This window comes from Streptomyces sp. NPDC050560, assembly GCF_044457285.1.
Classification (GTDB): domain Bacteria; phylum Actinomycetota; class Actinomycetes; order Streptomycetales; family Streptomycetaceae; genus Streptomyces.
In genome coordinates this window covers 165064-188267 of sequence record NZ_JBITGT010000015.1, presented here as the reverse complement: position 1 = coordinate 188267, position 23204 = coordinate 165064, and the positions used below count along the sequence as shown (strand labels likewise).

Below are 23204 nucleotides of genomic sequence, written 5' to 3'. Positions count from 1 at the left end.
GCGCGCGCCCGGACGGCCGGTGGCGCGCCGGAGCCGCCGCCATGGTTGGCCGGATTTCTGTGCCGGTGCGGGGAATCTTCACACCGTGTCGTTCGTCCTTGAAAGGGGGAACCGGAACGACCGGCTCGTGCGTGGTTGCGCCTGGTCCGGTGGCGTACGGCGGCACCCGCCGGGCATCCGGTGGGACGGGTGCGTGTGAACCGGCAGGGACAGGCGAGCCGATGGTGGGGAGTGACGGAGTGATGAGCACGGCGGAGCGGCGTGGCGGGGCACAGGAGTCGCGGGGCGAGGCCGCGCGGGGCGGGGCCGCGCCCGCGCACGCCCCCCGCGGGTCGCTGGGGGCCGGCGCTCCCGTGGGGCGCGGCGCCGGGATACCCGCGGGGGCGCGGGAGGACGGGGCGGGCGTGGACTGGCAGGAGAGCGACGACGAGGGCGGCCTGTGGATCGACGACCCCCGCCCCAGGCGCCGTATGCCGGACGCGGTGCGCAGAGCCGCGGTGCGGGCGGTGCTGATCGTGTCGGTGACGCTGGTGGAGGCGATGGTGGCCTTCCTGTCGACGCTCGCCGGGTCCTGGCTCGCCTTCCCGATGGTCCTCAGCAGCGTCGCCAGCACCGTCGTCGCCACCTGGGCGGTCCTGGACGTGTGGATCACCCGCCAGGTGTGGAACCAGCGCCATGGCGTCGTCTCCGCCCCCAGCAGCTCCGCGCGCGCCCTGCGCAGGGAGCGGCGCAGGGCGCGCAGGGAGGCGCGCCGCTCGGCACGGGACCGGGATCGGATAGCGAAGAAGTCGGGGCAGGTGGGGCGGCAGTTGTCCCATCCCCTGTAGGGCCGCTCCCCTGTAGGGCCGCCGCGGGGCTCAGGTCTGTGCGGGGCGTTTGAACATACGGGTCGCGGTGATCTCCCCGTGCACCGTCTCCTCCCCCGGGCGCTGCTGGGGCAGGCCGGGCCTGAGGTGCTCCTCCACGCTGATGTACTTCAGCCCCGCCCGCAGGTCCGCGTCGTTGCGCAGCCGGATCACCAGGGGGAACTCCGCGAGCGCCGTGGTGTCGAAAAGGCCCGTGGTGTAGAGGAGCTGCACGCCGAGGGCGTCGGCGACGGCGCGTTGCAGCTCCAGCAGATAGGTGGCGTTGGCGCGTCCGATGGGGTTGTCGAGGAAGAGCGTGCCGGCGTGGCGGTGCTTGTCGTGGCCGCGGTCGTTGGAGCGCAGGGCGGCCATGGTGCAGTAGAGCGCGATGGCGGCGGTCAGCAGTTGGCCGCCGGAGAAGACGTCGCCCATCTGCCCGACGGGGACCCGCTCCGCGCGCAGCACCGCGTCGGGCTTCAGGATCTCGACGGCGACGCCGCGCGGCTTGAGGGCCGCCTGTACGCCGCGCAGCAGCAGGGACATCCCATCGCGGCGCAGGTCGGAGTTCTTGCGGACGGCGGCCCGCGTCGCCTCGTCGATGACCTCGCCCAGCCGCTCGGAAAGGGTGGCCTGGTCGGGCTCCTCGAAGCGGATGCGCAGGAACTCCTGCCCCGACCACTCCCCCAGGCCCTCCGGCAGCCGGGAGAGGCGCTGAGCGGAGCGGAGGGTGGCGAGCGCGGACTCGACCAGGCCGCGCAGCCGGTCGACGATGCTGTCGCGGTTGCGCTCCAGTTGGTCGAGTTCGTCGGTGAGGACCCGCAGCCGGGGCGCGAACGCCTCGGCCCAGCGCTGGGCGTGCTCCGGGAGCGCCGCGCCCGGCAGCTCCCTGATCTGCTGTCTCGCCGGGGTGCGTACCTGTTCGTAGCGGGTGGCGTTGGCGTGCCGCACGAGGACGTCGCACGCCTCGCGGACCGCGGACTCGGCGGCGGACAGGTCGGCGGCGCAGCCGCGCAGCGAGCGGCGCGCGGTGGCGGCGTCGTGCCGGGCCTCCTCCAGGCCGCGTGCGTACGGCTCCGGGGGCGCGGTGGGGTCGCCCGCCGTGCCGTCGTGGTGGTCGCGGAGCAGGTCGCCGAGGTGGGCCGCGCTCTCCTCGAAGCCGCCCGTGGCGTCCTGGGCGGCGCGGTGGGCGGCCAGGAGTTCCTGGTGGGCCTCGCGGGCGCCGGTGAGGGCGTCGGTGTCGGCGGCGAGGGTGGCGGTGGCGGTGCGCAGCAGGGTCTGGGCGTGCTCGGCGCCGGTGGGGACGAGGTCGTCGGGGAGCGCGGTGTGCTCGCTGCCGTCGTCGGGGGCGAGCCGTTCCGCCTCGCCGCGCAGCCTGCCGAGCTGCTCGCTCGCGGTGGAGGCGCGGCCTTCGAGGAGCTGGACCAGTTCCTCGGCGCGGGCGGCCGCCGCGCCCCTTGAGGGGCCGTCGGCGCCGTCGGGCGACTCCAGGAGGTTGCCCGCGCGGGTACGGACCTTGTTGCTGAGCCGGTCAAGATCCGCGAGGGCGCTGCTCTCGTCGCTCTCCGCCCTGGCCTGCTCGGCGCGCAGGTCGGCGCCGACGCCGACCTTCTCGTAGAGCTGGGAGGCGGCGCGGTACGCCTCGCGCAGGGCGGGCAGCGCGACGGGCGGGCGCTCGGCGCCCTCGTCCTGTTCCGGGAGGTCGTCGGGGACGCCCGCGATGCCGGCGCGCTCGGCGCGCAGGGCGCGGGCGGTGCGGTGGGCGTCGTCGGCGGCGCGCTGGGCGGCCCTGCGGTCTTCGTCGGCGGCGCGGGCCCGCTCCAGGCAGGCGGTGGCGCGCGCCTCGGCCTCGACACCCTCGTCGGCAAGCTCCCGCAGCCTGCTGCCCCAGGCGGCGCGCTCGCGCAGCCGGAAGGCGAGCCCGGCGAGGGCGTCGGCGGCGCGGCGGGCGCGCTGCGCCTCCTCCTGGCGGGCGTCGCGGACCCGGGCGGCCTCGGCCGCGGCCTCCTCGGCCTCGGCGCGCTCGGTACGTGCGGCGTCGAGGGCGGCCTCGGCCCGGGTCGCGGCCTCGCGGGCGCCGTGGGCGGCGTCGGCGAGTTCGGCGAGACGGCCGCGGGGGCAGCCGGTGCGCCAGGAGGCGATCCTGGCGGCGAGTTCGCGGTCCTTGGCGAGGCGGGCGGCGAGGGCCCTGATCTCCTCGTCCCTGGCGACGGCGCGGGCCCGCAGCGTCTGCCGCTCCTCGTCGGCGGCGCCCTCGTCGTGCATGGCCGGGTTCGGCGGCACGAGGAAGACGGCGCCGTCGTCGGTGCCGTCGGACGGGGTGGGCGCGAGCAGGGCGGCGGCGGTGCCGACGGCGACGGCGGAGCGCGGCAGCAGGGCGGCCTCGTGCAGGGCCTCGCGGGCGCGGGCGTGTCCCGCAGGGTCGGTGATGATGACGCCGTCCACCAACTCGGGCCTGGCAGCGAGGACGCGCGCGTGGTCGGCGGGGTCGACGGCCTGGGCGAGGTAGCGCCAGCCGGGCAGCGCGGGGATGCCGTGCTCGCCGAGGTGGGCGACGGTGGCGAGGACGTCGGGCCCGGGCGGCAGCAGCCCGCCGTCGCCGAGTGCGGCGAGGATGCGGGAGTCGTCGGCGGCGCCGGTGCGCAGTTCGAAGAGCTGGCGCTCGGCCGCGCCGACGGTGTCGTCGAGGAGGCGGGCGAGGTCGTCGGCGGCGGCGTCGAAGCCCTCGGGGGTGAGCGGCTGCCCGTCGGCGTCGTGCGGCGGCGGGGTGTCGGCGCGGCGGGGGCCCGGCACTCCCGGCACCTGGGCGCCGTCCGCGGCGCCGGGCAGGCCGAGGAGCGCGGCGAGGCGTTCCTCGGCGGCGAGGGCGGCGGCGGTGGCGCGCTCGGCCTCGTGGGCGCGGGCGGCGGCGGTGGCGGCGTCGGAGGCGCGGGCGGCGGCGAGTTCGGCGCGGCTCTCGGCGGCGGTGGCCTCGCGGGTGCGCTCCGCGGTGCGGTGCGCGCTCTCACGGGCGGTGTCCCAGGCGGCGACGGCGGTCTTCTCGGCGTCGGAGGCGGCGAGGGCGGCGCGCGCCGGGTCGGCGTCGGGGGCGCTGTCGTCGAGCCAGCCCGCGCGGACGGCCTCGGCGGTCTCCTGCTCGACCTCGGTGAGGCGCTGGCGCAGGTGCGAGGACTCGCTGCGGGCGCGCTGGGCCTCGGTGGCGGCGGCGGTGGCGTCGCGGTGGGCGGCCTCGCCGGTCTCCTGGAGGGCCCGGGAGCGCTCCTCGCCCTCGGCGGCGAGGTGTTCCGCGTCGTCGGCCGCGGTGTGCAGGGCGCGTACGAGCGCGGTGGCGGCGGCGGCGCGGGCCGCGAGGGCGGGGGCGGCGTCGCGCTCCGCCTCCCTGATGGCCGCCGCGACCCTGGCCGAGCGGTCGGCGGCGGCGCGGTGCCGCAGCACCGCCTCCGCGGCCTGCCAGGCGGCGTGCAGGGTGCGGGCGTCGGCGAGTTCCCGCTTGTGGGCGGCGGCGGCCTTCTCGGCGCCCGCGAGGGCGAGCGCGGCGTGCCGGTAGGCGAGTTCGGCGGCGATGAGGGCGCTGCGGCCCCGGGTGCGCTCCAGCGCCGTGACGGTGTCGGCGCAGGCGGTGACCTCGGCGGCCAGTTCGGCGGCGCGTGCGCGTTCCGCGGCGCCGCGTGCCGTGAGCGATCTGGCGAGGGTGCGGGCGCGGCGCTCCGCGGCGGCGTGGATGTCGCGGCTGCGCGCGCGTGCCTCGGAGGCGTCGACGATGCGGCCGAGCAGGTCGACGGAGCCCGCGGTGAAGTCGCGCTCCGCGATGAGTTCGGCGCGGCGGCCGAGCTTGTTGCCGAAGCTGCTGACGAGGTCGGCGAGTCCGTCGGTGTCGCGGGTGTCGGTGACGGCGCGCAGCAGCAGGTCGGTGAAGTCGGAGTCCTTCTTGACGGCGAAGAGCCCGGCGGCCTCGCCCTCGTCGGCGTTCATCTCGCGCTGGTAGCGGAAGAGTTCGGGGTCGAGTCCGAGGTCGCCGAGGTGTTCCGTCCAGCGCTCGTGGATCTCCTCCCAGTGCAGGTCCAGGTGCGGGTACGCCTTGTCGGCCTCGGTGACGGCGTCGCGGAAGCCCTTCATGGTGCGCCGCCTGCCGCGCGCGCCCGACTGGCCCTCGGTGGGCGGCCGTACCGTGGTGGCCTCGGCGACGGGCAGGCTGTCGAGGCCGAGCCCGGGTCCTGGGCGGAAGGAGTACCAGCCCTCGGCGAACTTGCGGGGGTCGTGGGAGAGCTGGCGTCCGCGCCATTCGCTGACCTTGCCGACGACGACGAGTTCGCCGGTGCGGGTGTGCTGCCACTCCAGGGCGACGTGGCCGCAGTCGTCGGCGAGGAGGAACTTGCGCAGCACGCCCGAGCTGGCGCCGCCGAGGGTGTTGCGGTGGCCGGGGAGCATCACCGAGAAGATCAGCTTGAGCAGGACGGACTTGCCGCCGCCGTTCTCCAGGAAGAGCACCCCCGCGGGGGCGGGCCTGCGGGGCGGGCCGACGGGCTCCTCCTCGAAGAACTCCGCCTGGGCGGGCGCCGGCTCCGGCACGGGCTCGCCGACGCCGCGCAGGTCGAGCACGGTGTCGGCGTAGCGGGCTCCGGCGGGTCCGATGGAGTAGAGGCGGACCCGGGACAGCTCGTACATGGCGGGGACTCTCGTCGTCGGATGGTCAGTGCGGTGGGGGCGCGTACGGCGGGGCGCGTACGGGTGCGGTCAGGAGTGGAAGGGGAGTCCGGCGTCGGCGGCGAGTTCCAGGTCGTCGCCGGCGTCGGGGGGCAGCAGGGTGGGTCCTTCGCCCGCGACGGGCACGACGCCGAGGTCGAGCAGTTCGCTCAGGGCGCCGGTGCCCGCCATGTCGCGGACCTGGAGCTGGTAGCGGGCGGTGGTGCGGTAGGTGCCGCCCGCGTCGTCGCCGGTGCGCTGGAGGAAGCCGGACTCGGTGAGGAAGACGACGGCCTTGGCGACGATGCCGGTGGTGGAGCCCGCGAGCCTGCGGGCGTCCTTGGTGGCGCCCGTGGAGCTGCGCCGGGACCAGACCCGCCAGGCGGCCTCAAGTCCCGGTGCGTCGGTGGCGGGGTCGGTGTTCTCGCCCTGCTCCTCGGCGCGTTCGGCGAGGCGGTGGCATGCCTGGCGGACGAAGCCGTCGACGCCGTTGACGGTGACGCGGCCGATGTAGCCGTCGTCGGCGAGGTCCTCCGGCCTGGGGAAGGCGAGGGCGGCGACGGCGAGATGGGCGAGGCCGTGCAGGAAGCGGTCGGTGGAGTCGGTGCCCGCGCGGCGGGCGTAGTCGCCCATGCGGACCGCGAACACGGAGTCCTCGGCCGCGGTGACGGCCATGCCCGCGCGCGGGGACACCTCAAGGACGATCAGTCCGAGCCCGGCGGCGACGGCGTCGGCGAGGCGCGCGAAGGCGGGGTCCTCGCGGTGCCTGCGGAGCAGTTCCGCGTACTCCTGGTCGCGGGCGGGCTGAAGCCTGGGCTGGAGACCGAAGGCGACGAGCCGTGCGGCGTCGGCGACGTCGGCGGGGGTGACCGGGGGCGCGGGCTCGCGCCCCTGCGGGTGCTCCGCGGTGCTCCAGGTGTCGGTGTGGTCGTTCACTGCGGGTACTTCCTGGCGGGACTGGCCGGGCTGGCCGGACTGGCGGGAGTGACGGGCCGGTACGAGTGGCCGTGCGGGGGCTCGCGGTGCGGCAGGGGGCCGCGGTGCGGGGTGGTCACCGGGCCTCCGTGCGGTCGGCCGCCATCCCGGCGGCGTCGAGGAGCGCGGTGCCGACGACGAGATCGGCACCGCCGAAGTGCGGGTCGTCCAGCTCGGTGCCGTCGTCGACGGCGAACAGCAGCCGGGGCTCGCCCTGCCGGTAGGCGGTGCCGACGGGCGGGCTCGCGGCGTGCACGGCGAGCAGTGCGACGAGGTAGGGCAGGTCGGGGTCGCGGGCGCGGGCGGCGGCGAGCAGCCCGGAGAGGCGGCGGGGCGCGTCGGGCGGCAGGTCGAGGAGTTCGGTGGCGGCGGTGAGCTGCTCCTCGGTGAAGCGGCTGTCGTCGGGGGTGGCGATCAGGTCGGGCTCGGGCATCTCGTCACCGAGGTGCTTGCGCTCCGCGGGCGGGGTGAGGAGCAGTCCGACGAGGTCGGCGAGGCGCACGGACGCGGGGGTGCGCCCGCCGGTGCCGCGCGCGAACCAGGCGTCGGTGACGCGGGCCGCCTGCTCGACGGGGAGCGGCAGCAGGGGCGCGAGGAGCTGCCCGTACAGGTCGAGGCCGCTGTGCGGGGTGGGCGGGGCGAACGCCTGGCGGTCCTGCTCCGCGCGGAACAGCGGGCCCGCTTCGAGGAGTCGGGACTGGAGCTGGGTGTGGCGGCGGATGCAGTCCTTGACGATGTCGACAAGTTCGGCGGCGCGGCGCTTGTGCCCCGGGTCCTCGGTCTCGTCGCGTGCCTTGCGGATGTTGGTGAGGATCGCGTTCTCGTGGCGGTAGCGGTCGGCGACGTGGTCGAGGGCCTCGGCGATCATGTCGGGGACGGCGGCGAGCCAGTCGACCGCGCGTACGTTGCGCCGGGTGGCGTCGAGGGCGCGGCGCAGGGTCTCCGAGTACTGGACCGTGCGGTACCTGGCCTGCTCGGCGGCGAGTTGGGCGTCGGCGAGGCGGCCGCGCGCGATGAGGACGTCGAGCTTGACCTCGGCGGCGATCTGGGCGCTGGTCACGTCGGTGTCGAGGGCGCCGACCAGGACGTTGACCGCCTCGTCGGTGGTGCGCAGCCAGATCGCGCCGCCGTACCCGGGCACCTCCTCGATGAGCTTGAAGTCGTAGTCGCGGCGGACGTAGTCGCCCTCGGGGGTGAACGTGCCGTAGACGGCGCGGAATCCGCGGTCGACGCTGCCGACGTTGAGCAGGCTCTCCAGGACCCAGCGGGCGACGCGCTCGTGCTCGGCCGCGGGGCGGCCCGGGGCCTGGGCCGCGGCCCTGGGCAGCAGCCGGGCGACGACCTGGTCGGGGTCGGCGCCGGTGTCGAAGTCCATCGAGAGGGTGATCAGGTCGATGGCGGCGAGGGCGATCTCCGCCATCCCGTAGACCGCGTACTCACCGGCGAGCGACGCCTTGCGGGTGTCCAGGTCGTGCAGCGGCGCGGTGCAGGCGAGGGCGCGCAGCCGCCGCGCCAGGCCCTCGTCCGCGGCGGGTCCTGGCGCGGGCCTGGCTCCGCTGAGCTGGGGCGGGGCGGCTTCCGTGGCTGCTGACGACATCACGCTCGACAGCCTAGATCCTGGGTGTGACATCGTACGAAACGGCGCGAAGGCACCGGGCCGTGAGCGGGGCCGCGCGGGATTCCCCGGCCTCCTGTTCCGGGTCGGCGCGGCCGGTGGGCGCAGAGGGAGTTCGTCCGGGGCCTAGCCGCGGACGCTGCGTCCGTAGACCTCGACGAGGCCGTGCAGGGAGTCGTCGAGGTAGCGGGCGAGTTCGCGTTCGGCCTCCCGGAAGTCGCCGGCCTCCAGGATCGCCAGCAGGCGCTGGTTGCGGGCGAGGTAGGGCTCGTGCAGCAGCCGGGGGTCGGCCACCACGTGGAAGGCGAGGCGCAGTTCGGCCAGCACCCGGCGCATCAGCTCGTCGGTGCGCTCGCTGCCGCTGAGGGCGACGAGTTCGCGGTGGAAGTGGATGTTGGCGGTGGAGACCTCGGCCCAGGCCCTGCGGCGCGCGGCGTCGAGGCCGCCCGCGACGGCGGCGGCGAGGCCGTCGAGCGGCCGGGGCCGCGCGGCGAGTCCGCGGACGACGGCGCACTCGACGAGCCGCCTGGTGCGGTAGATGTCCTCGACGTCCTCGACGGTGAGTACCCGTACGAACACCCCCCTGTTGAGCTGGTGTTCGAGCAGTCCCTCGTGGGTGAGCAGCCGGAACGCCTCCCGCAGGGTGTTCCGGGAGACGCCGAGCGCGCCGCCGATGGAGTCCTCGGAGAGCTTGGTGCCGGGCGGGAAGTACCCCTCGGCGACCCGGTTCCTGAGAATGTCCGAAACCCGCTCCGCGGTACTGGTTCGCCCCAGAAGCGCACGGTCATCGGCAAGTCCGGGCAGTTCGGCCATGCCAGGGATTCAACCTCAGACCTCCGGACGAGACAACACGGGTATTGAAGGATCGTTCAACGATCCTCTACTTTGATGCGACGGACACCGGCCCTCGGGCCGCGGTCCGTACCGCTCAGCTCTGCTCCGCTCACCACCCGCACAGGACCGGCTCGTTCGCGCGCCGGAGGCCCGCCGCCCCCACCGGGGCGCGCGGGCGCGGCCCGCCCTTCCGGGGCGGGGCGGGCGCGTACCAGGTCGCTCCGCACCACGGAACGGCTCCGTTCGTACGACCTCCCACACACCGCGAGGTGCCCATGAGCACTCCACAGGACCGACGCCACGGCAGCCCGCCGGGTACCGGCACCACCCACCCGTCACCCGCCGCGCGGGCCGGGGCCGCGGCGCGTACCGCGCCACCCCCGGCCCCGGCTGAAGACCCCGGCACGACCGCCTGGTCCGGCTGGCTGCGGGACCTCGGACCGCGGGGCCGCAGCGCCTTCGCGGGCGCCTTCGGCGGCTATGCCCTCGACTCGTACGACTACTTCACGCTGCCGCTGAGCATGACCGCGCTCGCCGCGTACTTCGGCCTCAGCAGCGGCCAGACCGGCCTGATCACCACCGTCACCATGCTGATGTCCGGCATCGGCGGCGCGGCCGCGGGCGTGCTCGCGGACCGCGTCGGCCGCGCCAGGGCGCTGGTCGTCACGGTGCTCGCGTACGCGGTCTTCACCCTGGCCTGCGGTCTCGCGCCGAGCTACGAGTGGCTGATGGCGTTCAGGGCGCTCCAGGGCCTTGGCTTCGGCGGCGAGTGGGGCGTCGGCGCCGTGCTCGTCGCCGAGTACGCCTCGGCGCGCCACCGGGGCAGGACGCTGGGCGCGGTGCAGAGCGCCTGGGCGGTGGGCTGGGGGCTCGCCGCGGTCGTGTACACGGTGGTGTTCGCGCTGCTCGACGAGGACCTCGCCTGGCGCGTCATGTTCTGCACGGGGGCGCTGCCCGCGCTGTTCGTGGTCTACCTGCGCCGCCGGGTCACCGACGCGCCCCGCCGCGAGGCCGCGCCGGTCGAGACGGACACGGCGCGCGGGACGGAGCACCCGGCGCCCGGGAGCGCGCTCCGCGCCCTCGCCGCGATCTTCACGCCTGGCGGGCCGGGCTCCCCCGGGCTGCTGCGGACCACGCTGTTCGGGGTGCTGATGTCGACCGGTGTGCAGGGCGGCTACTACACGCTGGCCACCTGGGTGCCCGCCTACCTCAAGGACGACCGCGGGCTCTCGGTGGTCAACACCGGCGGCTATCTGGCCTTCCTCATCACCGGCGCCTTCGCCGGCTATCTGACGGGCGGCCGGCTGACCGACACGCTCGGGCGCAAGCGCAACATCGCCCTGTTCGCGGTGCTCTCGGCCGCGGCGGTGATCGCGTACACCCACATCCCCGGGGACGCGAACACGCTGCTCATGCTGCTCGGCTTCCCGTTGGGGTTCTGCATGTCCGCGATCTTCAGCGGCTTCGGCTCGTATCTGAGCGAGCTGTACCCGAGCGCCGTGCGCGGCACGGGGCAGGGCTTCGTCTACAACGCGGGGCGGGCCGTGGGCGCCGTGTTCCCCACGCTGGTGGGCTTCCTCGCGGACAGTTGGGGCGTGGGCGGCGCGCTGGTGTTCGGCGCCCTGGCCTACGCGATCGCCGTACTTGCGCTGTTCTGGCTGCCCGAGACCCGGGGAGAGGAACTGCGGTGAACGGGCTCCAGCGAGGACGGCGGGCGCCCATGGCGGACGGCCACGCGCGCGTGGCGGACGCCGGGACGGTACGCGCGCGTTTCCGGGCCGGGGATGAGCGCCCCACCGCGGGGCTCGCGCCCGGGTACGCGCAGGCCAACCTGGTGGCGGTGCCCGCCGACTGGGCGTACGAGATGCTGCTCTTCTGCCAGCGCAACCCCAAGCCGTGCCCGGTGCTCGACGTGACGGACGCGGGCTCCTGGTCCACCACGCTCGCGCCGGGCGCGGACCTGCGCACCGACCTGCCGCGCTACCGGGTGTGGGAGCGCGGTGAACTCGTCGCCGAGCCGGGGGACGCGCGCCCGTACTGGCGCGCCGATCTGGTGACGCTGCTGCTCGGATGCAGCTTCACCTTCGAGTGGGCGCTCACGCGCGCGGGCGTGCCGATGCGCCACACGGAGCAGGGCCGCAACGTGCCGATGTACACGACGGACCGGGTGTGCCGCCCCGCCGGGCGGCTGCGCGGCCCGCTGGTGGTGTCGATGCGCCCGGTGCCGCCCGACCGCCTCTCGGACGCGGTCAGGGAGACCTCGCTGATGCCCGCGGTGCACGGCAGCCCCGTCCACCTCGGGGACCCGGGGGTGCTCGGCATCGCGGACCTGGCCAGGCCCGACTTCGGCGACCCGGTGCGGGCCGAGCCCGGCGACATCCCGGCGTTCTGGGCCTGCGGCGTCACCCCGCAGGCCGCGCTGCGGGCGGCCGCCCCGCCGTTCGCGCTCACCCACGCTCCCGGGCACATGTTCGTCACCGACGTCCCCGACGACCGCTACCGGGTGCTCTGAGCGCCCGGGAGCGGCACGCCCCGAACCCTCCTGGAGGACCGACCTCATGACCGGCACGTCCATCGATCTCAACGCCGATCTCGGCGAGGGCTTCGGCCGCTGGCGGCTGACCGACGACGAGCGCCTGCTCACCGTCGTCACCAGCGCCAACGTGGCCTGCGGCTTCCACGCGGGCGACGCCGCCACCATGCGCTCCGTCTGCGAGATGGCTGCGGCGTGCGGGGTGCGGATCGGGGCGCACGTGGCCTACCGCGACCTGGCCGGTTTCGGCCGCCGTGCGATGGACGTGCCGCCCGCCGAGCTGGCGGCGGAAGTGGCGTACCAGATAGGGGCGCTCGACGTGTTCGCCAGGGCCGCGGGCTCGCGCGTGTCCTACGTCAAACCGCACGGGGCGCTCTACCACCGCGCGGCACACGACGCCGGGCAGGCCGCCGCGGTCGCGGCGGGCGTACGGCTCGCGGGCGGTGCCCTCGCGGTGCTCGGCCCCCCGGGGTCGCTGCTGCTGTCCGCGGCCGCGGAGGCGGGGCTGCCCGCCGTCGCGGAGGGCTTCGCCGACCGTGCCTACACGGCGGCGGGCGGCCTGGTGCCGCGGGGCGCCGCGGGCGCGCTGGTGGCGGAGCCCGCCGAGGTGGTGGCGCGCTCGGTGCGGCTCGCGCGCACGGGCCGGGTCGCCGCGCTCGACGGCGCGGACGTCGCCGTGCGGGCCGCGTCGCTCTGTCTCCATGGCGACACGCCGGGCGCCGCCGCGCTGGCCCGGCGGGTGCGGGACGGCCTTGAGGCGGCCGGGGTCCGTGTGGCGGCGTTCGCGTGAGCGGCGACGGCGTACCTGCCGCGCCCCGGGTGCTGCCCGCGGGGGAGCACGCCCTGCTCGTGGAGGTCGCGGACGGCGGCGCGGCGCGCGCGCTCCACGCGGACCTGCTGCGCCGCCGCGCGCTTGGCGAGCTGCACGCGCGCGAGATCGTGCCGGGCGCCCGCACGGTGCTGCTCGACGGGGTGCCGGAACCGGCCGCGCTCGCGCGGGCGTTGCGCGCGTGGCCGAGCCCGCCGCCGGTGCGGGACGCGGGCGAGGTGCTGGAGCTGCCGGTGCGCTACGACGGCCCCGACCTGGCGGAGGTCGCGGCGTGCTGGGGCGTGTCGCCCGCGCGGGCGGCCGCGCTGCACGCGGCGGTGGAGTACCGGGTGGCGTTCTGCGGGTTCGCGCCGGGCTTCGGCTATCTGACGGGCCTTCCCGAGCGGTACGCGGTGGCGCGCAGGGCCACGCCCCGCACCGCGGTGCCCGCGGGGGCGGTGGCGCTCGCCGGGGCCTGGACGGGCGTCTACCCGCGTGCCTCGCCGGGCGGCTGGCGGCTGCTCGGCACCACGGACGCGGTGCTGTGGGACCACGCGCGCGTGCCCGCGGCCCTGTTGTCGCCGGGTGTGCGGGTGCGCTTCGTACCGGTGGCGGCGCCATGACCGACCGGGCCCTCGTGGTCGTACGCGCGGGCGCGCTGACCACGGTGCAGGACCGTGGGCGCCCCGGGCACGCCGCTCTCGGGGTGCCGCGCTCCGGCGCCCTCGACAGGCCCGCGGCGGCGCTGGCCAACCGGCTCGTGGGCAACGCGCCGGGGGCCGCGGTCCTGGAGACCACCGCGTCCGGCTGCGCGGTGCGCCCGCGCTGCCGGGTCACGGCCGCGGTCACCGGGGCGCCCTGCGCGGTACGGGTCGGGGGGCGGCCCGCGGCGTGGGGGGCGCCGGTGGCGGTGCCCGCGGGCGCGGTGCTCGACGTGGGGCCCGCGGTGCGCGGGGTGCGGTCGTATCTGGCGCTCAGCGGCGGGGTGGCGGTGGAGCCGGTGCTCGGCAGCCGCGCCACCGACCTGCTCTCCGGGCTCGGCCCCCCGCCCCTCGCCGACGGCGCCGTACTGCCGCTCGGGCCGCCGCAGGGGCCCCGCGCGCGCGTGGACGCCGCGCCGCTGCCGGGACCGCCCGCCGAGCTGGTGCTCGCGGTGCGCCCCGGCCCGCGCCTTGACTGGTTCACGCCCGCGGCGCTGCGGACGCTCACCACGCGTGCGTACCGGGTGGCCCCGGCGAGCAACCGCATCGGGATGCGCACCGAGGGCCCGGCGCTCACCCGCGCCGTCGGGGGCGAGCTGCCGAGCGAGGGCACGGTGCTCGGGGCGGTGCAGGTGCCGTCCGACGGGCGTCCCGTGGTCTTCCTCGCCGACCATCCGACGACGGGCGGCTACCCGGTGGCGGCCGTGGTGTCGGGGGCGTCGCTCCCCGCCGTGGCTCAGGCGGCGCCGGGCACCTCCGTCCGCTTCGTGGCCACCGGCACCGGCTGGCCCTGGGACGGTGGTTGAGGCAGCCGGGGTGTCGTCGCGCCCCGCGCCACGGGCGGCTCGTGCCGTGCGGCGAGCGCCGCGAGCGCGGAGGCGACGGCGCCCGCGGCGCGCGCGTCGAGCCCGGCGCTGGTGCCGCGCGCCCGGTGCCCGGCCTCGCGGGCGGCGAGCGCGAGGAGCTGCGGCAGCAGGTCGCGGGCCCTGCGGGCGACCCAGCCCGTGCCCTGGGTGGCGAGCCAGCGCAGCTCGGCCGCCCGTGTCGGCGGCGGCATGTCGGGCTCGGCGGACGGCACCGGGCCGCGGGCGATGCCCTCGGCGGCGAGCAGCGCGTGCACCTCGCGGGCCAGCAGCCGGTGGCCGCGCTCCCCCGGGTGCAGCCGGTCGGCGCTCCACATCGCCCGGTCGCGCAGCCAGGCGCCCTCGGCCATGTGCACATGGAGCGCGCCATGGTGGTCGGAGAGGGCGTGCACCACCGCGTTGACGGCGGCCTGACGGCGCGCCAGCGGGCGGCCGAGCACCGCGGGCAGGCCGAGCATGGTGCCGGGGTCGGGCAGGCAGGCGGTGACGACGACGGTGCCACGGGCGGCGAAGGCGCCGTACACGGAGCCGAGGCCCGCGGCGACGGCGTGGATGTCGTAGCTGCGGCGCAGCGTGTCGTTGACGCCGACGAGCACCGTGGCGACGTCGGGCCGCAGGGCGAGCGCGGCGGGGGCCTGGCGCTCGGCGACGTCCGCCGTGCGGGCGCCGCCGCGGGCGAGGTTGTGGAACTCGGCGGGCGCCGCGGGGGTGCCGAGGCCCGCCGCGAGCAGGGCGGCCCAGCCGCGCCGCCCGCCGGGGGGCACCGGGTCCCCCATGCCCTCGGTGAGGGAGTCGCCGAGGGCCACGAACCGCAGGGGCCTCATCCGGTGCCGTCCCTTCCCGCGCCGCCGAGCGCTGCCGCGGCGCGCCTCCCAGGCGCCGGGAGGGCGCCGTGCGCGCCGTCCGACGCGGGTGCGGCCCACAGGGGCGCGTCGAGGGCGGTGAGGAAGCCCTCGACCGCGGTGTTCCAGCCGAAGCACTCGGCACGCGCGCGTGCCTCCTTCCTGCGCTGGTCCCCGTCCCTGTCGAGCACGTCGCACACGGCGTCGGCGAAGGCCGCGCCGTCGCCCGCGGCGGCCGCACCCGCCCCGGCGACGATGCCGGGCAGCGCGGAGGCCGCGTTCACCACGACGGGGGTGGCACAGGCCAGCGCCTCAAGGGCGGCGAGCCCGAAGGTCTCCGCGGGGCCCGGGGCGAGGCAGACGTCGGCGGTGGCCTGGAGCGCGCCGAGGGTGGCGCGGTCGGAGATGTGGCCCAGGAAGGTCACGGGCAGCCCCCTGGCGGCGGCGCGCTGCCGCAGCCGCGGCCCCAGCGGCCCGTCCCCCGCCACCACGAGCCGGGCCCGCACCCCGCGCGCGAGGAGCGCGGCGAGGGCGTCGAGGGCGATGCCGGGGCGCTTCTCCACGGAGAGCCTTGAGCAGAGCGCGAGCAGCGTCTCGTCCGCCCGCGCGTACCACGCGCGCAGCCAGGGGTCGTGGCAGCCCGGGTGCCGTTCCTCCAGGTCGACGCCGAGCGGGGCGCGTACGACGTTGCGCGCGCCGATCCGGGCGAACTCGCGCTCGGCCCACTCGGTGGTGCACACCACGCGCGTGTACGCCCACGCGGTGCGGCGGTTGAGGCCGTCGGCGGCGCGGCGGGCCGCGGCCTCCGGCACGCCCCAGGTGCGCAGCACACCGTCGGCGGTCTCGTGGGAGACCATCACGGCGGGCACCCTCGCGCTCCGCGCCCAGCGCCCCGTCCAGCGCAGCGTGGTGCGGTCGGACACTTCGAGGCGGTCGGGGGCGAGGCGTTCGAGTAGCCGGGTGAGCCGGGGCCTGTCGGTGAGGACCCGGTAGCCGCCGGTGCCGGGCAGCACGGGGCCCGGCAGGGTGATGACGCGGCCCTGTCCCGTGTCGCGGACCGTGGCCCGCTCGCCGGGGACGACCAGGACGGGTTCGTGGCCGCGCGCCCGGTATCCGGCGCCGAGTTCGCGCAGCGCGGTGCGCAGTCCGCCGGAGTGGGGGGCGACGAAGTTGGCGAGCCGTACGATCCGCAGCGGCGCGCCCGGCTCGTGGGGCGTCATGCGGCCACCGCCGTACGGGCTTCGAGGACCTCGGCGTAGTGGTCGAGGAGCTGGTCGCCGACGGCCTGCCAGGTGCGGCCCTCGACGGCGGCGCGGCCCGCGGCGCCGAACCGGGCGCGCAGCGCGGGCCGTGCGGCAAGGGCGGCCACGGCGCCGCGCACCGCGTCCGCGTCGCCGGGCGGCACGAGGAGCCCCGTGGTGCCGTGGTCGACGAGGTCGAGGGGGCCGCCGGCGGCGGGGGCGACCACGGGCAGCCCGCTGGCCATGGCCTCCTGGACGGTCTGGCAGAACGTCTCGAAGGGCCCGGTGTGGACGAACACGTCGAGGGAGGCGAAGATCCGGGCGAGTTCGTGCCCGGTGCGGCGGCCGAGCAGGGCGGCGCCCGGCAGCGCCCTGCGGAGCGCGTCGGCGCTGGGTCCTTCGCCGACGAGGACGGGCCTGACGCGGTCGAGCCCGCAGACGCCGGAGAGGAGTTCGACCTGCTTCTCGGGGGCGAGGCGTCCCACGTAGCCGACGAGGAGTTCGCCGTGGGGGGCGAGTTCGCGGCGCAGCGCGTCGTCGCGGTGGCGGGGGTGGAAGCGCTCGGTGTCCACACCGCGCGGCCAGAGGCTGACCCGGGGAATGCCGTGTGCCTCCAGGTCACGGCGGGCTGCGGTGGAGGGGGCGAGGGTGCGGTCGGCCGCCGTGTGCACGCCGCGCAGCCGGCGCCAGGCGGCGGCCTCGCCGCCTCCCATGTAGGTGCGGGCGTAGCCGGCGAGGTCGGTCTGATAGACGGCCACGGCGGGGATTCCGCGGCGTCCCGCGGCGGCCATGCCCCGCACGCCGAGGACGAACGGGCTGGCGAGGTGGACGAGGTCGGCACGGTGGTCGGTGAGGGCCTGGGCCACCCTGCGGCTGGGCAGCGCCACCCTGACCTGGGCGTAGCCGGGGAAGGGGAGGGACGGCACACGCACCACGGGGCAGGGCGCGTGGGCGTCGGCTTCGGCTCCCGCGGCGGTGGCGGGGGCGACGACGAGCGGGTCATGGCCGCGGGCGGCGAGGTGCCGCGCGGTCTGGAGGGCGCAGTGCGCCACCCCGTTGACATCCGGGGGGAAGGACTCGGTGACGAGGACGACACGCATACCCGTGTTGTCGTCGGGCCGGACGTGGCCACGTCAACGAGGATCTTTCCAGGCGAATAACGTCCCGTGGCCATTGGGACGGTGCGCCGCGGGCGGTGTGCGCCGGGGCGGCGGCCGGGCGCCGGGCCGCCGCGCACGGCCCGGCGCCGCGCGCTACGCGCCGGGCGGCTCGGGGACGATACGGCTGCGGACCGCGGTCTGGACCTCGGCCTCCTCCGCGGGGTCGGCGGCGAGGCGGCGCAGCCGCTCGACCACGCGCGCGTCGCCGGTCTCGGCGTGCCTCGCGGCCACCTCACGGGTGGACTCCTCGCAGTCCCAGAGGCATTCGACGGCCAGGGACCTGGCGAAGCAGGGGTCGGTGGCGGCGAGCGCGCGTGCGGTCCTGCCGCGCAGATGGGAGGAGGCGGTCTCGCGGTAGACGTGCCGCAGGACGGGGGCGGCGGCGGTGATGCCGAGGCGGGCGGTGCCGTCCACGAGGACGTCGAGGGTGGGGGCGTCGGGCCCCTGGCCCCGTACGGTCTCGCGCAGCGCGGCGAGGACGAGCGGGCTGTCGGCGGCGGCGCCCCGCAGGGCTAGGACGCGGGCGGCCGCGGCGCCGAGGGCGTCGGGACGCGCGGCCCAGCGGCGGGCGTGCTCGACGGCGGCGACGCTGCGCATCCGCTCGAAGGAGGCGACGGCGGCCTCGGCGACGGTGGCGGAGGGGGCAGCGGCGGCGGCCTCGATCAGCGCGAGGGCCTGGGGGTCGTGGGCGTCCGCGAGATAGCGCAGCGCCGTACAGCGGGCGCCGTCGGAGCCGTCGGCCGCGGCGGCCACGATACGGGGCCTGTCCTCGGGCTGGGCGACTGCGGTGAGGCAGCGGGCGGCGGGCGCGTGGAGCACGGTGCCGTGCTCCAGGCCCTGTTGGGCCCAGTCGAGGACGGCCTCGACGCTCCACTCGGGCCGGGGGCCGCGGGTGCGGAGCTGGCGCTGCCACCGGTCGAAGGAGCCGGCCTCGCGGGCGGCCCTGACGCGGGCGCGGACGTCCTCGCGCGGATCGTCCTCCCACAGCCGCCAGGGCCGGGGCTCATAGGCGTCGCGTACGGCCGCGGCGAGTGCGGCGCCGCCCTCGGGGTCCGCGGGGAAGCGGGCGAGTACCGGCCTGGCGAGGGCGCGCAGACCGGCGTCGTCGTCGCGCAGGGCCAGTTCGTCGAGGGCCCACGCCCAGTTGGCGCCGCGCTCGGCGTAGCGGCGCAGCAGCACGAGGGCGTCGCGCCTGCCGTACGAGGCGAGGTGGCCGAGGACGGAGAGGGCGAGCCCGGTGCGTGCCTCGTCGGTGTCGAGGGCGTCGTCGGGATCGAAGAGGTGGCGCTCGACGGCGCCGAGGCCACCGTGCAGGTCGAGATAGAGACGGGCGTAGTAGAGGGAGCGGTTCTCCACCTGCCAGTCCCTGCGGGGGTCGCTCAGGACGCAGTGGGTGAGGGCCGTGAGCGCCTCGTCCCTGGGGGCGGTGAGCGCGTGCAGCGTGCCGTCGCCGCGGCCGCGCTGGAGCAGGCCGAGGAGCGTACCACTGGGCGCTATGACCGGTTCGAACATGGGAAACAGCCTCACATCAAGCTCGACGTGGCCGGGGACCGTGCGCTACCGGGCGTCTCGGCAACACAGGGGGGCGCCCGTCGTCCTTGGCTTGCTGTAGACCATCTTCCTCTGCCTCTCGTCGGTGTGGCCCCGATGGGCCGCTCACGGCCCGCGCGGTGCGGCAACATCTGCCCCGCCGTCGCGTCCGTGAATCACGTCGTCATGATGGACCAGGGGTTCTGTCCGCCGCGACCACATTTCTCCCGCCGCCGGTGCGCGCTCCCGGCGGCGGCCGTGCGCGGCCCGGCGGCGGGCCGGGTCAGTGCGAGCCGAACAGCTCGACGAGGTCCGTCTTGCCGAACATCCGGGCCGTGTCGAGCGCGGAGGGCATCCCTGCCGAGGGGTCGGCGCCGCCGTCGAGCAGGGCCCGCACCACCTCGTCCGCGCCCTTGAAGACGGCGCCCGCGAGCGGGGTCTGGCCGCGGTCGTTGGCGCGGTCGGGCTCGGCGCCGCGCGCCAGCAGGGCCCGTACCGCGTCGGCGTGGCCGTGGTAGGCGGCGAGCATGACGAGGGAGTCGCCGCGGTCGTTGGTGAGGTTCGCGGGCACGCCCGCGTCGACGTAGGCCGCGAGCTTCTCCGTGTCGCCCTGCCGGGCGAGGTCGAAGATCTTGGTGGCCAGCTCCACGACCTGGGGGTCGGGTGCTTCGCTCATGAGCGGGTCGCCTTTCCGTGGGGACTGCGGTGGCGCTTGGGGGGACGGACGGCGCGCGGCCGTACGGGTGAATCGCCAGCGTACTGCCCGTGGCGGCACATGACCTGGTGTCACCTTGGCAACGATCACCGCGGCGCGGCGCCGGAGGGGGGCGGCGCGGCGTGATGGGTGCACAGGGCTCCCCCAACGGGTGGAATCTGATGATTTTTCACCTGCTTGCACCTTTTATCGTATGGATACATCCTGTGAGCCTGGAAGAACTCATCGTGACTGTCCCCTTTTCGACCAGGAGATCTCATGATCCTGTCCATTTCCGGTGTGATGCTGCTGGGCGTCATCGTCTTCCTCTTCTTCCGCAAGGACGGCCTGAAGGCGTCCCATGCGACGGTCTGCGCCCTGTTCGGCTTCTATCTGTCGGGCACCGCCATCGCGCCGAGCATCCAGGCCGGAGGGGCGAGCCTCGCCGGGCTGCTCGGGGGCATCAAGTTCTGACAGGCACACCGCGCTGACGCCCGTGCCCTTCCCCGGGCGTCACGCCACCGCCGGGCCTCCGAGGGCCCCGGCGCCCCTTTTCCGCTCCGGCATCCCGCGCGTACCCCCAGGAGACAGACGTGGCCCGCCCCCTCCCCCGCATCCTCACCCGCGCCGACCCCGGCGCCGCACGGCTGGCCAGGAGCCGGGAGCTGGCGCGGAGCGCGGCCGACGGCGCGAGCGACGTGCTGCACCCGCTGATCACCGTCGGGCGCGGTCTGGGCAGGCTGGCGGGCGCGGCGCGGCGCGGCTGGTCGGGCACGCCGCGCGACCGGCGCGGCCCCCTGGTCTTCCTCGTCGCCGCGGTGGCCCTCGTCGTCGCGCTGGTGCCGTACGGCCCGCTGACGGCGGGCATCGCGCTGATGGGCGCCGCAGCCTGGCTCGGCCGCGGCCCGCGGCGCGCCGTGCGGGAGGGCCCCGACGAGGCGGAGTCGCAGCGGCTGCGCTCGCTGTACGAGGCGCTGGTGCCGCACTTCTCGTCCCCGGACGACCCCGAGCCGCGGTATGTGCACGGTGGCGCGTGGGACCGGGTCTTCGAGGGGGGCGAGTTCGACGGGGACGGCGGGCTCGAACGGCTCACGGTGCGCTACGCCGCGTACTTCGACGACGGGGACGCGCGGGCGCGCGCACGCGTGGAGCAGTTGGTGGCCGCCAAGGCGGGACGGGGCAGGGAGTACCACTTCGAGTGGCGGGCGGAGGCGAACGAGCTGCTGGTCGAGGCGCTGCCACCGCTGCCCGCGGGGATCGTGGCGCAGCGGTTCGTGACCGCGCCAGGGGAGATCGTGCTGGGGTTCACGGACGCGGTGGCGGTGCGCAGGACGCTGCCGGTGACGGTCGACGGCGCCCCGCGCGACGTGCCGCCCGTGCTGTGGCGCACGGGGCCGCGCTCGGTGGAGCCGCATCTGCTGGCGGTGGGCCAGCCGGGCAGCGGTACGACGTCGCTGCTGCGCTCGGTGGCGCTCCAGGCGCTGCGGCAGGGCGAGGTGGTGGTCGTGGAGGGCGGCGGCTCGGGCGAGTTCGCGTGCCTGCGGGGGCGGCCGGGGGTACGGGCGGTGGAGTGCGGTCTGACGGGTGCGCTCGCGGCGCTGGAGTGGGTGGCGCGCGAGACGGAGCGGCGGCTGCTCGCGGCGGGCGCCGCGCGCCAGGCGGGCCAGGAGCCGCCCGGGGACACGGCGCGCCCGCTGTGGCTGCTGCTCGACCGCCCCGGGGTGCTGGCGCACCTGGCGGCCGCCGAGGGGCGGCAGGACCCGCGCGAGCTGCTCGACGTGCCGCTGCGGCACGGGCGCGGGGCGGGGGTGACGGTGGTGGTGGCCGAGCAGTTCGACGGGCTCGACGGCCTGGGCGAGACGGTGTTCCACCGCACCCGCGCGCGCGTGGTGCTCGGCTCGGCGCCGCCGGAACTCGTCGCGGACGTGCTGGGCACCGCGCCGCGCGCGGCCGCCGACGACCCGGTGCCGCCGGGCCGCGGCCACGCCCGCTTCGGCACGGGCCCCGTACACCGGCTCCAGGTCCCCGCGACACCCGACCCGTACGACACCACCGCGGCCCCGGACGAGCGCGAGGCGGTACTCGCCCTGCTGCCGGGCGGGGAGAGCGGGCAGCCCGGGGAACCGGAAGAGCCCGAAGCGGACGCCGCCCTGGAGAACGGGACCACACCGGACGACGCCACGCCCCCGACCGCGCCACGGCGCGCGGTACCGGTCATCGCGGAGGGGTAGCGGTAGGGGGCGGCGGGTTCGGGCTCACGCGCGTGTCGGCGGCTGCCGGGCGCGCGACCCGCGCGAAAGGCGCGGCCCCTACGCGGTCCGCGGGCCAATCGCACGCCGCGCGCCGACCCTCACGCCACGAACGTGCGCGGTGACTCGCCGCCCGCCGCGCCCTCCGCCACCAGGCGGGCGGCGGCCGCGAGGCGGGCCGCCGCCTCGTCGGCCACCGCGCCGCCGACGGTGAACGACAGGCGCACATAGCCCTCGAAGGCGCCGTCCACGCCGAACCTGGGGCCCGACGGGACCCGTACGCCGACCCGCTCCCCCACCGCGGCGATGCGGGAACCCGAGAGGTCGCCGGTACGTGCCCAGAGGGTCAGGCCGCCGGAGGGGACCGTGAACTCCCACTCGGGCAGTTCCCTGCGCAGGGCGGCCACCAGCGCGTCGCGGTTCTCCCTGGCCTGGGCGCGCCTGATGTCGGCGGCCTGCGCCCAGCCCCCGGTGGTCAGCAGCCAGTTCAGCGCGAGCTGTTCGAGCACGGGGGTGCCGAGGTCGGCGTAGGCCCTGGCGGCCACCAGGGAGCGGATGACGTCGGGCGCGGCGCGCACCCAGCCGACCCGCAGGCCCGCCCAGAACGCCTTGCTCGCGGAGCCGACGGTGATCACGGTGGAGCCCGCGGGGTCGAACGCGGGCACCTGGCGCGGCATGGTGACGCCGGGGTCGAGGCACAGCTCGGTCATGGTCTCGTCGACGACGAGCACGGTCCCGGAGTGCCGGGCCGCCTCCACCAGCGCGCGGCGCTGCTCGTCGCTCTCCAGGGCGCCGGTGGGGTTGTGGAAGTCGGCGACGACGTACGCGAGCCGGGGCGCGGCCTCCCGCAGCACCTGGCGCCAGCGCGGCAGCTCCCAGCCGCCCAGGTTCTCGGCCATGGCGACGGGCACAAGCCGGGCGCCCGCCTCCCGCATGAGCTGGAGGATGTTGGCGTAGCTCGGGGACTCCACCGCGACCCGCTCGCCGCGCCCGGCGAAGAGGTGGCAGATGGCGTCGATGGCCCCCATGGCGCCGGTGGTGACCATGATCTGCTCGGGCATCGTGGGGATGCCGCGCTCGGTGTACCGCGCGGCCAGGGTCTCCCGCAGCGCCGGGAGCCCGGCCGGGTAGTCCCCGTGGGTGGCCGCGTACGGCGGCAGCTCCGCAAGGGCGCCCTGGACGGCGCGGGTGAGCCAGGGCTCGGGCGCGGGCAGCGCCGCGCAGCCGAGGTCGATCATGGAGCCGAGCGCCTCGGGGGGCAGCGGTTCGAGGCCGCGCGCGGGCAGCGGGTTGCCCGCGGGCACCGCGGTCCAACTGCCGGCGCCCCTGCGGGATTCGAGGAAGCCCTCGGTGCGCAGCTCCTCGTACGCCGCGGCGACGGTGGTACGGCTGACCGCGAGGGCCAGCGCGAGTTCGCGCTCGGCGGGCAGCCGGGCGGCGACCGGGACCCGGCCCTCCAGCACCAGCAGCCTGATGCCGTCGGCGAGCGCGCGATAGGCGGGCGGGCGCCTCGCACCGGGGGACGGGGGACGGGACTGCTGGGAGGCGAGGAGGCGGGACAACTGTGCCGATCCCACCGCCGACGTCCACTGCGCCATGGGAATCGGTCCACCTTTCTCGAATTGGCCATGGAT

Annotated in this window: 18 protein-coding genes; 8 read left to right on the top strand and 10 right to left on the bottom strand. The window is 76.7% G+C overall.

Going from position 1 to position 23204, the window contains the following annotated elements:
* The first annotated feature begins 242 nt into the window (after window positions 1–242).
* The gene (locus ACIBIW_RS30205) at window positions 243–827 is read left to right on the top strand and encodes a hypothetical protein (protein ID WP_399340568.1); all 585 of its coding nucleotides are present in this window, start codon (window positions 243–245) and stop codon (window positions 825–827) included.
* Window positions 828–857: 30 nt separating this feature from the next.
* On the opposite strand, the gene ACIBIW_RS30200 is transcribed toward ACIBIW_RS30205, so the two are convergent.
* The 4 genes from ACIBIW_RS30200 to ACIBIW_RS30185 form a co-directional block, all read right to left on the bottom strand.
* Complete coding sequence (locus tag ACIBIW_RS30200) at window positions 858–5507, bottom strand: hypothetical protein (RefSeq protein WP_399340567.1); 4650 nt, start codon at window positions 5505–5507, stop codon at window positions 858–860.
* Window positions 5508–5576: 69 nt separating this feature from the next.
* Entirely contained in the window at window positions 5577–6461 is an 885-nt protein-coding gene (locus ACIBIW_RS30195) for a hypothetical protein (RefSeq protein ID WP_399340565.1), read from the bottom strand.
* Between the two features lie 115 nt (window positions 6462–6576).
* Window positions 6577–8100 carry a hypothetical protein gene (locus ACIBIW_RS30190; protein ID WP_399340562.1) on the bottom strand — a complete coding sequence of 508 codons (1524 nt, stop codon included), beginning with the start codon at window positions 8098–8100 and terminating at the stop codon, window positions 6577–6579.
* 141 nt (window positions 8101–8241) lie between these two features.
* Complete coding sequence (locus ACIBIW_RS30185) at window positions 8242–8928, bottom strand: GntR family transcriptional regulator (RefSeq protein ID WP_399340560.1); 687 nt, start codon at window positions 8926–8928, stop codon at window positions 8242–8244.
* 296 nt (window positions 8929–9224) lie between these two features.
* On the opposite strand from ACIBIW_RS30185, the gene ACIBIW_RS30180 reads away from it, so the two are divergent.
* From ACIBIW_RS30180 to ACIBIW_RS30160, 5 genes are read left to right on the top strand one after another with little or no spacing between them, the layout of a single operon-like run.
* Entirely contained in the window at window positions 9225–10640 is a 1416-nt protein-coding gene (locus ACIBIW_RS30180; protein WP_399340558.1) for an MFS transporter, read from the top strand.
* A 29-nt stretch (window positions 10641–10669) separates the two neighbouring features.
* Complete coding sequence (locus ACIBIW_RS30175) at window positions 10670–11461, top strand: putative hydro-lyase (protein ID WP_399340556.1); 792 nt, start codon at window positions 10670–10672, stop codon at window positions 11459–11461.
* A 46-nt stretch (window positions 11462–11507) separates the two neighbouring features.
* On the top strand, window positions 11508–12272 hold the full coding sequence (locus tag ACIBIW_RS30170) for a LamB/YcsF family protein (RefSeq protein WP_399340554.1): 765 nt from the start codon (window positions 11508–11510) through the stop codon (window positions 12270–12272).
* Window positions 12269–12913, top strand: coding sequence for an allophanate hydrolase subunit 1 (locus ACIBIW_RS30165; protein ID WP_399340552.1), 645 nt, complete (start codon window positions 12269–12271; stop codon window positions 12911–12913). The genes ACIBIW_RS30170 and ACIBIW_RS30165 overlap by 4 nt, the downstream gene beginning before the upstream one ends.
* Window positions 12910–13797: a biotin-dependent carboxyltransferase family protein gene (locus tag ACIBIW_RS30160; protein ID WP_399340550.1), complete on the top strand. Its 888-nt coding sequence runs from the start codon at window positions 12910–12912 to the stop codon at window positions 13795–13797. Before ACIBIW_RS30165 ends, ACIBIW_RS30160 begins: the two co-directional genes overlap by 4 nt.
* Here the strand turns inward: ACIBIW_RS30160 and ACIBIW_RS30155 are convergent.
* The 5 genes from ACIBIW_RS30155 to ACIBIW_RS30135 all read right to left on the bottom strand — a co-directional run bounded on the left by ACIBIW_RS30155 (window position 13728) and on the right by ACIBIW_RS30135 (window position 19303).
* Window positions 13728–14678, bottom strand: coding sequence for an SGNH/GDSL hydrolase family protein (locus tag ACIBIW_RS30155; RefSeq protein ID WP_399340548.1), 951 nt, complete (start codon window positions 14676–14678; stop codon window positions 13728–13730). The genes ACIBIW_RS30160 and ACIBIW_RS30155 overlap by 70 nt on opposite strands.
* The gene (locus tag ACIBIW_RS30150; RefSeq protein ID WP_399340546.1) at window positions 14675–15916 is read right to left on the bottom strand and encodes a glycosyltransferase; all 1242 of its coding nucleotides are present in this window, start codon (window positions 15914–15916) and stop codon (window positions 14675–14677) included. Before ACIBIW_RS30150 ends, ACIBIW_RS30155 begins: the two co-directional genes overlap by 4 nt.
* On the bottom strand, window positions 15913–17037 hold the full coding sequence (locus ACIBIW_RS30145) for a glycosyltransferase family 4 protein (RefSeq protein ID WP_399340544.1): 1125 nt from the start codon (window positions 17035–17037) through the stop codon (window positions 15913–15915). The genes ACIBIW_RS30150 and ACIBIW_RS30145 overlap by 4 nt, the downstream gene beginning before the upstream one ends.
* A 153-nt stretch (window positions 17038–17190) precedes the next feature.
* Complete coding sequence (locus ACIBIW_RS30140; RefSeq protein WP_399340542.1) at window positions 17191–18609, bottom strand: HEAT repeat domain-containing protein; 1419 nt, start codon at window positions 18607–18609, stop codon at window positions 17191–17193.
* A gap of 301 nt (window positions 18610–18910) precedes the next feature.
* Window positions 18911–19303, bottom strand: a complete 393-nt coding sequence (locus tag ACIBIW_RS30135) for an ankyrin repeat domain-containing protein (protein WP_399340540.1) — start codon at window positions 19301–19303, stop codon at window positions 18911–18913.
* Window positions 19304–19600: 297 nt separating this feature from the next.
* Here ACIBIW_RS30135 and ACIBIW_RS30130 point away from each other — a divergent pair, with 297 nt between their 5' ends.
* Together ACIBIW_RS30130 and ACIBIW_RS30125 are read left to right on the top strand one after the other, a co-directional pair.
* Complete coding sequence (locus tag ACIBIW_RS30130; RefSeq protein ID WP_399340538.1) at window positions 19601–19795, top strand: hypothetical protein; 195 nt, start codon at window positions 19601–19603, stop codon at window positions 19793–19795.
* Between the two features lie 119 nt (window positions 19796–19914).
* Complete coding sequence (locus ACIBIW_RS30125) at window positions 19915–21552, top strand: hypothetical protein (RefSeq protein ID WP_399340536.1); 1638 nt, start codon at window positions 19915–19917, stop codon at window positions 21550–21552.
* 119 nt (window positions 21553–21671) lie between these two features.
* On the opposite strand, the gene ACIBIW_RS30120 is transcribed toward ACIBIW_RS30125, so the two are convergent.
* Window positions 21672–23168, bottom strand: a complete 1497-nt coding sequence (locus ACIBIW_RS30120) for a PLP-dependent aminotransferase family protein (RefSeq protein WP_399340534.1) — start codon at window positions 23166–23168, stop codon at window positions 21672–21674.
* Between the last annotated feature and the right edge of the window lie 36 nt (window positions 23169–23204).

What these genes read in the sequence shown, in the direction of transcription:
- ACIBIW_RS30200 (WP_399340567.1), bottom strand. Translation starts at nt 5,507, where the DNA reads ATGTACGAGCTGTCCCGGGTCCGCCTCTACTCCATCGGACCCGCCGGA.
- ACIBIW_RS30135 (WP_399340540.1), bottom strand. Translation starts at nt 19,303, where the DNA reads ATGAGCGAAGCACCCGACCCCCAGGTCGTGGAGCTGGCCACCAAGATC.
- ACIBIW_RS30145 (WP_399340544.1), bottom strand. Translation starts at nt 17,037, where the DNA reads ATGCGTGTCGTCCTCGTCACCGAGTCCTTCCCCCCGGATGTCAACGGG.
- ACIBIW_RS30185 (WP_399340560.1), bottom strand. Translation starts at nt 8,928, where the DNA reads ATGGCCGAACTGCCCGGACTTGCCGATGACCGTGCGCTTCTGGGGCGA.
- ACIBIW_RS30175 (WP_399340556.1), top strand. Translation starts at nt 10,670, where the DNA reads ATGGCGGACGGCCACGCGCGCGTGGCGGACGCCGGGACGGTACGCGCG.
- ACIBIW_RS30130 (WP_399340538.1), top strand. Translation starts at nt 19,601, where the DNA reads ATGATCCTGTCCATTTCCGGTGTGATGCTGCTGGGCGTCATCGTCTTC.
- ACIBIW_RS30160 (WP_399340550.1), top strand. Translation starts at nt 12,910, where the DNA reads ATGACCGACCGGGCCCTCGTGGTCGTACGCGCGGGCGCGCTGACCACG.
- ACIBIW_RS30180 (WP_399340558.1), top strand. Translation starts at nt 9,225, where the DNA reads ATGAGCACTCCACAGGACCGACGCCACGGCAGCCCGCCGGGTACCGGC.
- ACIBIW_RS30150 (WP_399340546.1), bottom strand. Translation starts at nt 15,916, where the DNA reads ATGACGCCCCACGAGCCGGGCGCGCCGCTGCGGATCGTACGGCTCGCC.
- ACIBIW_RS30155 (WP_399340548.1), bottom strand. Translation starts at nt 14,678, where the DNA reads ATGAGGCCCCTGCGGTTCGTGGCCCTCGGCGACTCCCTCACCGAGGGC.
- ACIBIW_RS30170 (WP_399340554.1), top strand. Translation starts at nt 11,508, where the DNA reads ATGACCGGCACGTCCATCGATCTCAACGCCGATCTCGGCGAGGGCTTC.
- ACIBIW_RS30140 (WP_399340542.1), bottom strand. Translation starts at nt 18,609, where the DNA reads ATGTTCGAACCGGTCATAGCGCCCAGTGGTACGCTCCTCGGCCTGCTC.
- ACIBIW_RS30120 (WP_399340534.1), bottom strand. Translation starts at nt 23,168, where the DNA reads ATGGCGCAGTGGACGTCGGCGGTGGGATCGGCACAGTTGTCCCGCCTC.
- ACIBIW_RS30205 (WP_399340568.1), top strand. Translation starts at nt 243, where the DNA reads ATGAGCACGGCGGAGCGGCGTGGCGGGGCACAGGAGTCGCGGGGCGAG.